Here is a 15,162-nt window from a genome sequence, read left to right as displayed (position 1 = left end):
GTATTATTTCTTTTTAGCAGTAGTTGTTTTTTTCACTGGAGCCTTCTTTTTTGCCGGAGCTTTCTTTTTAGCTGCAGTTTTTCGCTTTGGTGTTTTTGCTTCAATTAAAGCCATAGCCTTATCTAAAGTAATTTTTGTTGCGTCTACTGTTTTATCTAGTTCTACCTTTATTTTTCCTTTTATAACATTGTGTCTTCCCCAACGAGCTTTCTCTACACGAATACCTTCATCTTCCCAATTGTGAATGACTTTATCAATTTCTTTCTGAATTTTCTCTTTTATTAGCGTTACAATATCATCATCGGATAAATTATCCCAATCGTATTTTTTGTTCACATTAATAAAAATATTGTTCCATTTAATAAATGGTCCGAAACGTCCTTTTCCTTTTTGTACTGGTAAATCGTCGTACATATATATAGGAGCATCTGCTTCTTGCTTCTCTTTTATTAAAACAATAGCATCTTCCAATTCTACACTTAATGCATCTACACCTTTTGGTAAAGACACATAAGCTTCTCCAAATTTCACATAGGGTCCGAAACGTCCATTGTTTACTACAACAGGAAGATCTTCATAAACACCTAAATCTTTAGGAAGCTTAAATAAATCTAAAGCATCTTCAAATGTAATGGTATTTAATTGTTGGTCTGGAGATAAACTTGCGAATATTTTATCTTCTTCTTCGGCTGCTCCTATTTGAGCCATTGCTCCGAATTTACCTAAACGCACACTAACTTGACGGCCAGTTTTAGGATCTGTTCCTAAAATACGCTCGCCCGATTCACGTTCTGCGTTTTCTTGAACATCTACAACTTGAGGATGGAATTTAGAATAAAAATCCTTCATCATTTTAGTCCAATTTTCCTTCCCTTCAGCAATATCATCAAAATCTTCTTCAACTTTGGCGGTGAAATTGTAATCTAAAATACTCTCAAAATGATTTACTAAAAAGTCGGTTACTATTATTCCAATATCTGTTGGTACTAACTTCCCTTTATCCGATCCTACTTTCTCGGTAAGTAGTTTCTCTTTTACTTCTCCACTGTTTAAAGTGATTTGTGTATACTCACGTTCTACCCCTTCAATGGTTCCTTTTTCAACATAATTTCTATTCTGAATTGTAGAAATTGTTGGTGCATATGTAGACGGACGACCAATACCAAGTTCTTCTAGTTTCTTAACCAAAGAGGCTTCTGTATATCTATAAGGTGGTCTGGTGTAACGTTCTGTCGCCGTAATATATTCGTTAAGTAATGTTTCCTTAACCTTCATTGCTGGCAACATACCATCTTGCTCAGAATCTTCGTCGTCGTTGCCTTCTAAATAGACTTTTAAAAATCCATCGAAAGTAATAACTTCTCCGTTTGCTGAAAATAATTCTTTATGTGTTGAAGCTGAAATTTTAACGTTTGTACGTTCTAACAACGCTTCACTCATTTGCGATGAAATAGCACGTTTCCAAATCAGTTCGTATAAACGTGCTTGATCACGATCTATATCTACAGAATGTAGAGCAAAATCTGTCGGACGGATAGCCTCATGCGCTTCTTGAGCACCTTTAGCTTTACCTTTATAATTACGCTCTTTAGCGTATTTAATACCGTAAGCATTTTCAATCTCGGCTTTCGCTCCTTTTCTTGCTTCGTCAGATAAGTTTACACTATCTGTTCTCATATAAGTAATTAAACCGGCTTCGTATAAACGCTGCGCCATGGTCATGGTTTTACTTACTGAAAAATATAATTTACGTGCTGCTTCTTGCTGAAGTGTAGACGTTGTAAATGGTGCTGCTGGTGATTTTTTAGCTGGTTTTTTCTCTAAATCGGCTACTTTAAAATCGGCTGAAGCATTACTTTCTAAAAACTTAAAAGCGTCTTCTTTTGAAGTAAACGATTTTGGTAATTTAGCTTTAAATGATTGTCCGGCTTCATTAGAAAATTCGGCATCAATTCTATAAGATGCTTCTGCTGTAAATTCCTGAATTTCGCGATCACGTTCCACAATTAATCGCACAGAAACCGATTGTACTCGACCTGCAGACAAACCACCTTTTACTTTACGCCATAATACCGGCGACAATTCGTAACCTACTATTCTATCTAATACACGACGTGCTTGTTGCGCATCGACTAAATGATAATCTATACCACGTGGATTTTCAATCGCCTTTTGAATAGCTGTTTTAGTAATCTCGTGAAAAACAATACGTTTTGTTTTGCTTTTGTCTAATTTTAAAGTTTCGGCTAAATGCCAAGCAATCGCCTCACCCTCGCGATCCTCATCACTTGCTAACCAAACCATTTCGGCTTTCTTAGCTAAGTCTTTCAGTTTTTTTACAACTGCTTTTTTATCGGAGGAAACTTCGTATTTTGGACTAAAATCGCCTTCTACATCTACACCTAATTCCTTAGATGGCAGATCGGCAATATGACCAAAACTAGACTCTACTTTATAATCTTTACCTAAAAATTTTTCGATCGTTTTCGCCTTTGCAGGTGATTCCACTATTACTAAATTCTTCGCCATTTTTACTTTTTTGGTGCTGCAAATGTATATCAAAAAAGATACATCATCCTAATTATATCAGTATTCAGTACGATGAAAGGTGAAAAACTTCGATTTTTAACCGAAATATATTCAACTTAATTATTAATTTTTTAAGAATTATAAGGTTGTTTCTATAAAAACACTTTGGTCTTCTGAATTCTCGACCCCAATTACCTCTTTATAAATTATATATAAAGGTATGTACGTAAACGAAGCTGTAGCAAACAAACCAATAAAACACATTAACATCCCTACAATCTGTGCCAAAAAACCACATATAACGAATAAACCAAATGTGATTAACCATTTTTTGTTTCCTAATTTAAAACTAGCTTTTACAATATCTGTAACACTTTGATCTGGATTAAAAGCAAAAATTACAGTTATAAATGAAAGCGGAACGAAAGCATAAAATAACGGAATTACACATAAAAATGCAGCAACAATAGAGATTAACAGAACGACTAAAGCCAATTTAATTAGTTTAAGAAAATAAGCCTTTTTAAAATAATAGAAATAATCGTCTTTAACAATTTCTTCAAAATCCTTTTGTTTACAAATCCTGTAAAATGCAGACATCAATCCCATACTTATCGCAGATGCTATAATTGCGAAAACAAAGAAGAACACCCCTGTAAGAATTAAAAAAATCACGTTTACACTTTCACTATTACTAATAAATTCTGGATCGATACCAAACGCTAATAAAGGAATATATATAATACAGTAAATTGGAATAATAGCGACTATACTTAGTAATATCGTAATTAATCCTTGTACCCACACTTTTTTAAAAAGGTCGATAGATTGGCTAAAGATAATTCCGAAATCTAATTGTTTAGCGTGATTTACTTTCTGTTCAAATTCTGATAAAAACATTTATATAGGTTTAGTTGGGCTAAAGGAAACATAATTTAACAAAATTACAAGAAAAATTAAACTGACACTTTGTCACAAACATAATATTAATTGTATCTTTGCAAACTTATTGACTGATAATTTTTTTCAGCAACATTATGGAGAAGACAATTGACGAAAGCAAACAAGGAGAATCCCTTGTATTAGAACAAAAAAAAGAAAATTCACGTAAACTTTTTATAGAAAGCTACGGCTGTGCTATGAATTTTAGCGACAGTGAAATCGTAGCCTCAATTTTACATAAGCAAGGTTACAACACCACTCAAAACTTAGAAGACGCCGATTTAGTTTTAGTAAACACCTGCTCTATTAGAGATAAAGCAGAACAAACTATACGTAAACGCCTTGAAAAATATAATGCGGTAAAACGTATTAATCCAGGAATGAAAGTTGGCGTTTTAGGCTGTATGGCCGAACGTCTTAAAAGCAAGTTTTTAGAGGAAGAAAAAATCGTAGACCTTGTAGTTGGCCCTGATGCTTATAAAGATTTGCCTAATCTTTTGGCAGAGGTTGAAGACGGTCGCGATGCGATAAATGTAATTCTTTCTAAAGACGAAACTTATGGAGACATTTCTCCAGTACGTTTAAACAGTAACGGTGTAACTGCTTTTGTTTCGATTACGAGAGGTTGCGACAATATGTGTACCTTTTGTGTTGTTCCGTTTACTCGTGGTCGCGAACGCAGTCGTGAACCACAAAGTATACTTGAAGAAATTAATGATTTAGCGAGTCGCGGTTTTAAAGAAATCACTTTATTAGGACAGAATGTAGATAGCTATTTATGGTATGGCGGCGGACTTAAAAAGGATTTTGATAAAGCGACAGATATGCAAGTTGCAACTGCTGTTAATTTTTCAAAACTTTTAGAATTGTGCGCTAAAGAACAACCAAAAATGCGTATCCGATTTTCAACATCTAACCCTCAGGATTTAACCCTTGATGTTGTTGAAACAATGGCAAAATTCAAAAATATTTGTAATCATATTCATTTACCCGTGCAAAGTGGGAGCAATCGTATTCTTAAAGAGATGAATCGTTTGCATACACGAGAAGAGTATTTTGAATTGATAAATAACATTCGCCGTATTCTTCCAGACTGCTCTATTAGCCAAGATATGATTACGGGTTTCCCAACCGAAACAGAACAAGACCACCAAGACACTTTAAGTCTAATGGAATTTGTAAAATATAATTTCGGTTTTATGTTCTATTATTCTGAACGCCCCGGAACTATGGCCGAACGTAAAATGGAAGACGATATTCCCTTAGAAATTAAAAAGAAACGTCTAGACGATGTGGTTCAATTACAACGTAAACACAGTGAATTCCGCACCAAAGCCTATGTAAATACTGTTGTTGAAGTATTAATTGAAAGAGAATCTAAAAAATCTGATCAGCAGTGGTCAGGAAGAACATCACAAAATATTGTTGCTGTGTTTCCTAAAGGGGATTTCAAAATTGGTGATTTTGTAACCGTTAAAATTTTAGACTGCACGAGTGCGACTTTAATAGGTGAAGCTATTTCGATTTCAAACGTATAACAAGACCTTTAACCACAACCTAAAAACTAATTAAAGTATGGAATCAGTTCAAGCCATAAAACAACGTTTTGGAATTATTGGTAACGACCAAAAACTTAATCGCGCCATTGAAAAAGCGATACAAGTTTCGCCTACAGATATTTCGGTTTTAGTTACCGGAGAAAGTGGTGTTGGTAAAGAAAGTATTCCGAAAATTATTCATCAGCTTTCACATAGAAAACACGGAAAATATATTGCAGTAAACTGCGGGGCTATTCCCGAAGGAACCATAGATAGTGAACTTTTCGGACATGAAAAAGGAGCTTTTACGGGTGCGACACAAACCCGATCCGGTTATTTTGAAGTCGCCGATGGCGGAACCATTTTTTTAGACGAAGTTGGAGAATTACCGCTTACAACCCAAGTCCGCTTGTTGCGTGTATTAGAAAACGGAGAATTTCTAAAAGTAGGTTCTAGTCAAGTACAAAAAACAGATGTTCGTATAGTAGCTGCCACAAATGTGAATATGTTTGATGCAATTAAAAAAGGAAAGTTTAGAGAAGATTTATACTACCGTTTAAGCACTGTAGAAATTCACCTTCCACCTTTACGCGAACGTCAAGAAGATATTCATTTATTATTCAGAAAATTTGCTAGCGATTTTGCTTTAAAATATAAAATGCCAACTATTAAATTAACAGATGATGCGACGCTCGATCTACTAAAATTTAGATGGAATGGAAATATTCGTCAGTTAAGAAATGTGGCAGAACAGGTTTCTGTTCTAGAAGAAAACAGAACCATAAACAGACAAACATTAAGAGGTTATTTACCTAATACAGCGTCAAATTTACCTGCCGTAATTTCCAACACGAAATCAGACTCAGACTTTAGTAGTGAACGCGAGATCCTTTACAAGGTATTGTTCGATATGAAAGCAGATTTAAACGATCTTAAAAAATTGACAGCCGAATTAATGAAGAACGGTAATGATAAAGACGTTCAGAAAAATAACGAAAGTTTGATTCAAAAAATTTACGGAGACGAATCGGATGCTGAATATGACGAAACAGATGATGATTTAGAAATCTTATCAATAGCAGAACCAAAATCAACAGCTTTGGTTGACACCTCTGTAAATCCTTTAGATAAATATCATTTTGCTGAAGAAATTCAGGAAGAAGAAACCCTATCTTTACAAGACAAAGAATTGGAGTTAATAAAAAAATCGTTGGAACGTCACCAAGGAAAACGTAAATTGGCGGCTGCCGAATTAGGCATAAGCGAACGCACTTTATATAGAAAAATTAAACAGTACGACTTATAAATCATGGCTTTAAAACATTATTTTCTATTATTTTTAATTTCAATAAGCATTACTGCCTGTGGCGTTTATTCGTTTACAGGTGCAAAAGTAAATGCAAAAACAAAAACATTTCAGGTTAATTATTTCCAGAATAATGCCATTTTAGTCGAACCCGGATTAAGTTTAGATTTCACGAACCAATTAACAGATTTACTATTAAATCAGACCAACTTGGATCTAGTAACATCTAATGGAGATTTAGTTTACGAAGGTGAAATCAAAGTATACAGAATATCTCCAACTACAGCAACAGCCGACAATACCGCAGCACAAAACAGATTAACCATTTCTGTGAATGTCCGTTTTTACAACACCCAAGATGAAGAAGCTGATTTTGAAAAGAACTTTTCGTTCTTTTACGATTACCCAGGAACTTCCCAGTTAGTGGGTGCACAAAAAACAGTAGCTGTAGATGCTATTTTTGAACGTTTAACTCAAGATATATTTAATGCGTCTTTAGCGCAATGGTAACTATGACAAGCGCCGATTTTACACATATTTTACAATACCCAGAAGCTTTGTCTCCAAAGCAAGCCAATGATTTGAAAACCATTTTAGATGAGTTTCCATATTTTCAGCCTGCTCGTGCCTTATACCTTAAAGCATTAAAAACCGAGGAAAGTTTTAAATACAATCAAGAATTAAAAACTACGGCAGCTTACACTACAGACCGCAGTATTTTATTCGATTTTATTACTTCGGAAGCCTTTGCACAAAATAAAATTTCTCAATTTATAAAGCAAAATACCGAATATTTAAGAGATATTGAAGTTGATGTTGAAGATATTTCGGTAGACAAAAAAACATCTATAGATGATATTCTTTCTCAGCAAATTGATGACACTGAAGGTGTTCTTGATCCTGAATTATTTCAGCCCAAAATAACACCAGCAAAACTTGTTCATTTTACTGAAGAACCTTCAGAAGCCATTAAAACAATTACTAAAGAAGAATCTGAGAAAAACGACAACACTAAAAATCCTACAGAAGTAGAAAACACAAATACTGAAGACACAGTCTCTACTCCCGAAGCTATTTTAGAGTTAGGAAAACCTTTAGAATTTAATAATAGAGAAACCCATTCGTTTAACGAGTGGTTAAAACTCACTACTTTTAGTCCTGTAAATAGATCTATTTCTGATGCTACTTTAGTTTCAGAAGAAAAACAGGAAATAGCACCTGAAGAAATTCAACCTTTAGAAAAAGAGGAAATTCTAGAAGAAAAACCGTGCCCAACCAAGGCTAAAAAGTTTGCTTTAATTGATAAATTCATTTCAACAAACCCAAAAATTGACCCAAAAAAATCTTCTGGTGCACATCAAAATTTAGCAGAATCTCATTTATTACAGCCAGAATCGCTAATGACAGAGACTTTAGCAAGAATTTATGTCGAACAAAAAAACTACAAAAAGGCAATTCAATCTTATAACATATTAAGTTTGAAATATCCAGAAAAAAGTGGTTTCTTTGCAGACCGAATTAAAGCAATAAAACAAATACAAGAACAAAATAAAAGAAACTAATGAGTACGTTTACAATATTTTTATTCCTAATCGTTGTAGTAGCATTTTTATTAATAGTAGTAATTATGGTGCAAAACCCTAAGGGAGGTGGATTATCTTCATCTTTTGGCGGAGGCGGTTCTCAACAAATTGGTGGTGTTAAAAAAACTACCGACTTTTTAGATAAAAGTACATGGACATTAGCAGGGTTAATGTTAGTTTTAATTTTACTATCTAACATAGCTATAAACAAAGGAAATGGAGATTTAGAATCTAAAGCATTAGACTCAGAATCTACAGCACAACCTTTACCTACTGCTCCAGCTGCACCAGCAACACTACCTGTTGTTCCAACAGAAGACGGTGCTGAATAAACAAAAACAACTCATATTTACAATATTAAAATGCCAACTTTTACAGTTGGCATTTTTTGTGGCTGAAAGTTTGTCATGCCTTTGGACTTGGCACAATTTTCGAATGGTATAGATTCATAAAATATAAACTATTTAAAAACTATAATAATATGAGTAAAGTAAACATCACACCACTTGCAGACCGCGTTCTGGTTGAACCACTTCCTGCAGAAACTCAAACAGCATCTGGATTATTTATCCCAGATTCAGCGCAAGAAAAACAACACAAAGGTATTGTTATTGCAGTGGGTACAGGTAAAAAAGATGAACCACTTACTGTAAAAATTGGAGACACCGTGCTTTACGGAAAATACTCTGGTTCTGAATTAAAATTAGAAGGAACAGATTTCTTAATGATGCGTGAAGAAGACATTATGGCGATTATCTAATCTTCCTTTTTCCGTGACAACGGAAACCCAAAAAATTATTATAATAAAATCAAGTAAGTAAGCATAAAGCAAACAGCCAAAAGCTTACACCCAAAAAATATAAAAATGGCAAAAGATATTAAATTTGATATTGAAGCACGCGACGGTTTAAAACGTGGTGTAGATGCTTTAGCAAATGCAGTAAAAGTAACATTAGGACCAAAAGGTCGTAACGTAATTATTGGTCGCTCTTTCGGAGGTCCTATAGTAACTAAAGATGGTGTTTCTGTAGCTAAAGAAATCGAATTGGAAGACCCTCTAGAAAATATGGGTGCTCAAATGGTTAAAGAAGTTGCTTCTAAAACTAACGATCTTGCAGGTGACGGTACAACTACCGCTACTGTTTTAGCTCAAGCTATCGTTAAAGAAGGTCTTAAAAACGTTGCTGCAGGTGCAAATCCAATGGATTTAAAACGTGGTATCGATAAAGCTGTTGAAGCTATCGTTGCAGACCTTGCTAAACAAACTCAAGAAGTTGGTGATTCTTCAGATAAAATCAAACAAGTTGCAGCTATTTCTGCTAATAACGACGATGTTATTGGTGATTTAATCGCTCTTGCATTCGGAAAAGTTGGTAAAGAAGGTGTGATTACTGTTGAGGAAGCTAAAGGAACAGATACGTATGTAGACGTTGTTGAAGGTATGCAGTTTGACAGAGGATACTTATCTCCTTATTTCGTTACAGATAGCGAAAAAATGATTACAGATTTAGATAATCCTTATATTTTATTGTACGATAAAAAAGTATCTACAATGAAAGATTTATTACCAGTACTTGAGCCAGTTGCTCAATCAGGAAAACCTTTATTAATTATTGCTGAAGATGTAGACGGAGAAGCGCTTGCAACTTTAGTAGTAAATAAATTACGTGGTTCTCTTAAAATTGCTGCTGTAAAAGCACCTGGTTTTGGAGACAGACGTAAAGCTATGTTAGAAGATATCGCAATCTTAACTGGTGGTACTGTTATTTCTGAAGAAAGAGGATTTACTTTAGAAAACACTACTATCGATATGCTAGGAACAGCAGAACGTATTACTATCGATAAAGACAATACAACGGTTATAAACGGTGCTGGAGATAAAGACATGATTAAAAATCGTGTAAATCAAATTAAATCTCAAATCGAATCTACAACTAGTGATTACGATAAAGAAAAACTTCAAGAACGTCTTGCTAAATTAGCAGGTGGTGTTGCTGTACTTTATGTAGGTGCTGCTAGTGAAGTTGAAATGAAAGAGAAAAAAGACCGTGTAGATGACGCTTTACATGCAACGAGAGCTGCTGTAGAAGAAGGTATTGTTGCTGGGGGAGGTGTTGCTTTAGTTAGAGCCAAAGCCATTTTAGCAGGTTTAGTTACAGAAAATGCAGACGAAAGTACAGGTGTGCAAATTGTAGCTCGTGCTATCGAATCTCCTTTAAGAACTATTGTTGAAAATGCAGGTGGAGAAGGTAGTGTTGTTGTCTCTAAAGTTTTAGAAGGTAGTGGGAACTTTGGTTACGATGCTAAAACTGAAACTTACGTAGATATGCTTGTTGCAGGTATTATCGACCCTAAAAAAGTAACTCGTATTGCATTAGAAAATGCTGCATCGGTTGCTGGAATGATACTGACTACTGAATGTGCATTAATCGACATTAAGGAAGAATCTTCTATGCCTCCAATGGGTGGTGGTATGCCAGGAATGATGTAATTTATATAACATCAAATAAAATTAAAAAACCGAAGTTCTTAGGACTTCGGTTTTTTTTATGGGTTAAGATTTTTAGGATAGTGTCGAAAAACTATCTCTAGATTTACGATTAATAACTAACTTTCGTTTTCCGGATGACAATAGAGGTATTTCAGTTACATATTGAAAATCAATTTGAACATCCTCCCCTAATAATTTAATAAATTCATTCTTAATTTGTAGTTCATATTTAAATTCAGGATCCACATTTAATTTAAAAGTATATTTTTTATCATCTTCTTGAATAAATTGATACTGTCTAATATTCGGATATTTTAAAATATTATATACTGCATAAGATGAAACAAACCTACCCTCAGAATCATAAATCATATCCATTTTTCTTCCCTCAATATTCATAAGAATCGGATATTCTTCCAAAATATTTTCTTGATAGTTAAGCATACCAATATCTCCTGTATCATATCTAATCATAGGCATACAATAATTAAACAAATCGGTTATAACTATTCGCCCTAACTCTCCTTTACGAGCTGGCTTATCACTATTTAAATCTAAGATTTCAACAAAGTAACTTGCCCAATTAATATGAAAACAATTCTTATCTCCCCTTAATTGTTGGGCGATTATACCATTTTCAACATTAGAATACCTTGAAACGACCTTTGCTCCAAAGAAATTTCCGACTACTTCTTTTGTCCTATCGTTAAGCGCTTCAGACATAGCCACGATTGAAGATACCGAAGCTCCTTTTAAAGGTTTTAAATCATGTTTTATAATATAGTCCCTTAATACATTTAAAGCGGATGCATATGCTATAATTCCTTTTCTTGAACCTGATGACGTTTTTATATTATCTAATAATTCAACCACATCTGAATCTGCTAATTTAGATACCGGATGCATATGAATATTTCTTTTCCAAGTTTCAAATTTTGATCGACTATTATATTCGTCCCAATGTCTTATATAATACAACTTATCTCCTAATTCAAAACCTGAAAGTTTAGCAAAATAAATCACATCTGCAGCATTTCTATCCTTTTTTGCTGCATCTTGATATATCTTAAATGGTGTACCTGTTGAACCACTAGTATAAGCTGGAAAATTAACTTTATTTAAAAATATTTCTGATTTAAACCCATCATAATGAGATATAATAATATTCTTATCAATCACAGGAAAGTCAGACAACTTACTGCCCTTTCCTGAAATTCTATTCTTATAAAAATCAGTAGTTAATACTGCATGGTTTAATAACCTCTTTAATTTTCTCTTTTGAAGGTTCCTTGACTCCTCTACTTCTAAATTTTCCTGAATATACTTTATTTCATTATACTCATTCTTTATCTTCCCTCCTTTAAATAGATCTAATGTCCAAAAGATTTTATTCCTTATCATATTAAACATAATTAATTTAACTGTTTTTTATTTCTTAATTGTCATTATTTTATGCGATCACTCATTTTCAACTCTGTGTCCCAATATAATTTTCACATACTATTTCATTCTAGCGAATCCAACAAAATCGACTTTCAATTACGCAGTCATTTCTCTGTGTAATTTTTTATTCTAGTTCGTAATTTAGACATGTAGTATGCAATAGAAAAACCAACAACAAGAATAATTTTAAACTTATCACTTTATTCATTTAGCTTTTTAACGGCTACTTCTAATGCATTTATTCTCTTCTCTTGCTGCAATATATACAGTGTAAGTTCTTCTATCTTTTCTAACAATACAGCATTCATTTCACCTAATTTAATTCCATTAGCTTTCACTTCCTTTTCACTTGGAACGTTAGGCAAATATCCTTTTTCTTTAATATGTTTTTCTACATCTTCCAAAAGAGGTAGTTCATAATCTGTTTTAAAAACATAATCTGGCCAAGCTGTCTGTAATTGAACCTTTATTTCTTCAGCAATTATGTTACCTGCTACAGCCAATCTATAACCTTGGGTATTTGTTGTCCCAATTCCTAAATTTCTAAAAGCAAATAAATCCCTTGCAATCCAATCAACACTTTCTAAATTCGCATTTTGCTCTGTGTAATGTAACTCAGTTTCTGTTGGAACTAGTGTTGTAACCGTTAATGCTGTACTTAATCCTGAACGATTTCCGGAACCATCAATTGACTCGACAGTAAATCCATAGACCGTAGATCCAGTTAAACCTGATATACTTCGTGTTAACAAGCCTCCTGTTAATCCTAAACTAACTCCATCTTGAAATACTTCGTAGTCTGTAACTCCTATGTTATCTGTAGAAGCCACCCAACTTAAATCTAAACTTGTAGAGGTTATATTTGCAGATGATAATCCCGTTGGAATACTTGGAGCAGTAACATCCGAAGCAGCTAAAGTTGTAACAGTTAATGCCGCACTTGATGCTGAACGGTTACCTGAACCATCTATTGACTGAACTGTAAACGCATAAGCCGTAGAACCAGACAAGCCTGTTATACTTTGTGTTAACAAACCTCCTGTTAATCCTACACTAACGCCATCTTGAAAAACTTCGTAATCTGTAACCCCTACATTATCGGTAGAAGCAATCCAATCTAAATCTAAACTTGTAGAGGTCATATTTGCTGATGATAATCCCGTTGGAATACTTGGAGCAGTAACATCCGAAGCAGCTAAAGTTGTAACAGTTAATGCCGCACTTGATGCTGAACGGTTACCTGAACCATCTATTGACTGAACTGTAAACGCATAAGCCGTAGAGCCTGACAAGCCTGTTATACTTTGTGTTAACAAACCTCCTGTTAATCCTACACTAACGCCATCTTGAAAAACTTCGTAATCTGTAACCCCTACATTATCTGTAGAAGCAATCCAATCTAAATCTAAACTTGTGCTAGTAATATTTGCTGATGATAATCCCGTTGGAATACTTGGAACTGTAGTGTCTGTTGCAACTAAAGTTGTTACTGTTAATGCTGTACTTAAGCCTGAACGATTTCCGGAACCATCAATTGACTCGACAGTAAATCCATAGGCCGTAGATCCAGTTAAACCTGATATACTTCGTGTTAACAAGCCTCCTGTTAATCCTAAACTCACTCCATCTTGAAATACTTCGTAGTCTGTAACTCCTATGTTATCTGTAGAAGCCACCCAACTTAAATCTAAACTTGTAGAGGTTATATTTGCAGATGATAATCCCGTTGGAATACTTGGAACTGTAGTGTCTGTTGCAACTAAAGTTGTAACTGTTAATGCTGTACTTAAGCCTGAACGATTTCCGGAACCATCAATTGATTCGACGGTAAATCCATAGGCCGTAGATCCAGTTAAACCTGATATACTTCGTGTTAACAAACCTCCTGTTAATCCTAAACTCACTCCATCTTGAAATACTTCGTAGTCTGTAACTCCTATGTTATCTGTAGAAGCCACCCAACTTAAATCTAAACTTGTAGAGGTTATATTTGCAGATGATAATCCCGTTGGAATACTTGGAACTGTAGTGTCTGTTGCAACTAAAGTTGTTACTGTTAATGCTGTACTTAAGCCTGAACGATTTCCGGAACCATCAATTGACTCGACAGTAAATCCATAGGCCGTAGATCCAGTTAAACCTGATATACTTCGTGTTAACAAACCTCCTGTTAATCCTAAGCTAACTCCATCTTGAAATACTTCGTAGTCTGTAACTCCTATGTTATCTGTAGAAGCCACCCAACTTAAATCTAAACTTGTAGAGGTTATATTTGCTGATGATAATCCCGTTGGAATACTTGGAATTGTAGTATCTGTTGAAGCTAGTGTTGTAACCGTCAATGCTGTACTTAAGCCTGAACGATTTCCGGAACCATCAATTGACTCGACAGTAAATCCATAGGCCGTAGATCCAGTTAAACCTGATATACTTCGTGTTAACAAACCTCCTGTTAATCCTAAACTCACTCCATCTTGAAATACTTCGTAGTCTGTAACTCCTATGTTATCTGTAGAAGCCACCCAACTTAAATCTAAACTTGTAGAGGTTATATTTGCTAATGATAATCCCGTTGGAATACTTGGTGGCGTAGAATCTCCTGTCCCCACTAATTGTATACTAACATTGTCAATAAACACCTGGTTTCCAGTTTGCCCACCTGAACTTGGAGTCGCATAAATTCTTATGATAGGATTAGAGCTTGTTGCTGTAACTGTCCAATTATGCTCCACCCAGTTATTGCCGTTTATTCTTGTCGTTTGAAAACCATTAAGCCCTGTCCAGTTTGCAAATGCTGGATCATAACCTGAATCACCTTCTCTAGCCCATATACTAATATTATATTGTTCTCCAATAACGGCACTAAAAGTATAACTCATATCCCTACCATTAGCTGCCGTACGTGTAGAAACTATCGAATAATTACCAGAATAAGGGTTAACATCGCTAGCAGTAATATTAGATGAACCTGTCCAACCATCAACACTGTTAGACTCAATTAATATAGACGCAGCATTTGCTTCATCGTGAAGATTTTGAGAAGAAACTCCATAAATTGAAAAAAAAATCAGAAAAGCATAAAAGTATTTCATAGCATCTTTTAAATTGTAATAATTTATAAAAAAAATTGAACCTAAGCTTGCTATTAACCTTTCTTTTAAAAAATGAAAATGATGTTCAGCTCATCCTCTTTGATAAAGATATATTGAATTTATTATGCATGAAAATTATTACTTCGTTAATCAAAAAAAAACGACAAAAAGAATGAATAGTGATGTTTTTCTTACATCTAACTAATAATTAATCTATTACAAAAACCGTAAAAACTTA

11 protein-coding genes are annotated in these 15,162 nt (G+C 34.3%); 7 read left to right on the top strand and 4 right to left on the bottom strand.

From position 1 onward, the window contains the following. Positions 1–3: 3 nt before the first annotated feature. The gene (topA, locus tag R6X41_RS01780; protein ID WP_318496942.1) at positions 4–2,529 is read right to left on the bottom strand and encodes a type I DNA topoisomerase; all 2,526 of its coding nucleotides are present in this window, start codon (positions 2,527–2,529) and stop codon (positions 4–6) included. 138 nt (positions 2,530–2,667) lie between these two features. Further along, on the bottom strand, positions 2,668–3,429 hold the full coding sequence (locus R6X41_RS01775) for a hypothetical protein (RefSeq protein ID WP_318496941.1): 762 nt from the start codon (positions 3,427–3,429) through the stop codon (positions 2,668–2,670). A gap of 137 nt (positions 3,430–3,566) precedes the next feature. On the opposite strand from R6X41_RS01775, the gene miaB reads away from it, so the two are divergent. The 7 genes from miaB to groL all read left to right on the top strand — a co-directional run bounded on the left by miaB (position 3,567) and on the right by groL (position 10,389). Further along, a complete protein-coding gene (gene miaB / locus R6X41_RS01770) occupies positions 3,567–5,009 on the top strand; it encodes a tRNA (N6-isopentenyl adenosine(37)-C2)-methylthiotransferase MiaB (protein WP_318496940.1) in 1,443 nt (480 codons plus the stop codon). A 37-nt stretch (positions 5,010–5,046) separates the two neighbouring features. After that, positions 5,047–6,315 (top strand): sigma-54 interaction domain-containing protein, encoded by a 1,269-nt coding sequence (locus tag R6X41_RS01765; protein WP_318496939.1) that lies wholly within the window; start codon positions 5,047–5,049, stop codon positions 6,313–6,315. A gap of 3 nt (positions 6,316–6,318) precedes the next feature. Beyond that, positions 6,319–6,825, top strand: coding sequence for an LptE family protein (locus R6X41_RS01760; protein ID WP_318496938.1), 507 nt, complete (start codon positions 6,319–6,321; stop codon positions 6,823–6,825). Continuing rightward, entirely contained in the window at positions 6,819–7,877 is a 1,059-nt protein-coding gene (locus tag R6X41_RS01755; protein ID WP_318496937.1) for a DUF8458 domain-containing protein, read from the top strand. Before R6X41_RS01760 ends, R6X41_RS01755 begins: the two co-directional genes overlap by 7 nt. Next, a complete protein-coding gene (gene secG, locus R6X41_RS01750; RefSeq protein WP_318496936.1) occupies positions 7,877–8,230 on the top strand; it encodes a preprotein translocase subunit SecG in 354 nt (117 codons plus the stop codon). The genes R6X41_RS01755 and secG overlap by 1 nt, the downstream gene beginning before the upstream one ends. A 149-nt stretch (positions 8,231–8,379) precedes the next feature. After that, on the top strand, positions 8,380–8,658 hold the full coding sequence (locus R6X41_RS01745) for a co-chaperone GroES (protein ID WP_318496935.1): 279 nt from the start codon (positions 8,380–8,382) through the stop codon (positions 8,656–8,658). Between the two features lie 105 nt (positions 8,659–8,763). Then, the gene (gene groL, locus R6X41_RS01740) at positions 8,764–10,389 is read left to right on the top strand and encodes a chaperonin GroEL (RefSeq protein ID WP_318496934.1); all 1,626 of its coding nucleotides are present in this window, start codon (positions 8,764–8,766) and stop codon (positions 10,387–10,389) included. A 72-nt stretch (positions 10,390–10,461) separates the two neighbouring features. On the opposite strand, the gene R6X41_RS01735 is transcribed toward groL, so the two are convergent. Next, complete coding sequence (locus R6X41_RS01735; RefSeq protein ID WP_318496933.1) at positions 10,462–11,790, bottom strand: phenylacetate--CoA ligase family protein; 1,329 nt, start codon at positions 11,788–11,790, stop codon at positions 10,462–10,464. Positions 11,791–12,032: 242 nt separating this feature from the next. After that, entirely contained in the window at positions 12,033–14,924 is a 2,892-nt protein-coding gene (locus R6X41_RS01730; protein WP_318496932.1) for a fibronectin type III domain-containing protein, read from the bottom strand. Positions 14,925–15,162 lie beyond the last annotated feature (238 nt).

Source organism: Formosa sejongensis (genome assembly GCF_033447105.1).
In the GTDB taxonomy this organism is placed as follows: Bacteria; Bacteroidota; Bacteroidia; order Flavobacteriales; family Flavobacteriaceae; genus Formosa.
This window is presented reverse-complemented; position numbering and strand designations above follow the sequence as displayed.

Excerpts from the sequence above, each read along its gene's own strand:
- topA (WP_318496942.1), bottom strand. The coding sequence starts at position 2,529 with ATGGCGAAGAATTTAGTAATAGTGGAATCACCTGCAAAGGCGAAAACG.
- R6X41_RS01775 (WP_318496941.1), bottom strand. The coding sequence starts at position 3,429 with ATGTTTTTATCAGAATTTGAACAGAAAGTAAATCACGCTAAACAATTA.
- miaB (WP_318496940.1), top strand. The coding sequence starts at position 3,567 with ATGGAGAAGACAATTGACGAAAGCAAACAAGGAGAATCCCTTGTATTA.
- R6X41_RS01765 (WP_318496939.1), top strand. The coding sequence starts at position 5,047 with ATGGAATCAGTTCAAGCCATAAAACAACGTTTTGGAATTATTGGTAAC.
- R6X41_RS01760 (WP_318496938.1), top strand. The coding sequence starts at position 6,319 with ATGGCTTTAAAACATTATTTTCTATTATTTTTAATTTCAATAAGCATT.
- R6X41_RS01755 (WP_318496937.1), top strand. The coding sequence starts at position 6,819 with ATGGTAACTATGACAAGCGCCGATTTTACACATATTTTACAATACCCA.
- secG (WP_318496936.1), top strand. The coding sequence starts at position 7,877 with ATGAGTACGTTTACAATATTTTTATTCCTAATCGTTGTAGTAGCATTT.
- R6X41_RS01745 (WP_318496935.1), top strand. The coding sequence starts at position 8,380 with ATGAGTAAAGTAAACATCACACCACTTGCAGACCGCGTTCTGGTTGAA.
- groL (WP_318496934.1), top strand. The coding sequence starts at position 8,764 with ATGGCAAAAGATATTAAATTTGATATTGAAGCACGCGACGGTTTAAAA.
- R6X41_RS01735 (WP_318496933.1), bottom strand. The coding sequence starts at position 11,790 with ATGATAAGGAATAAAATCTTTTGGACATTAGATCTATTTAAAGGAGGG.
- R6X41_RS01730 (WP_318496932.1), bottom strand. The coding sequence starts at position 14,924 with ATGAAATACTTTTATGCTTTTCTGATTTTTTTTTCAATTTATGGAGTT.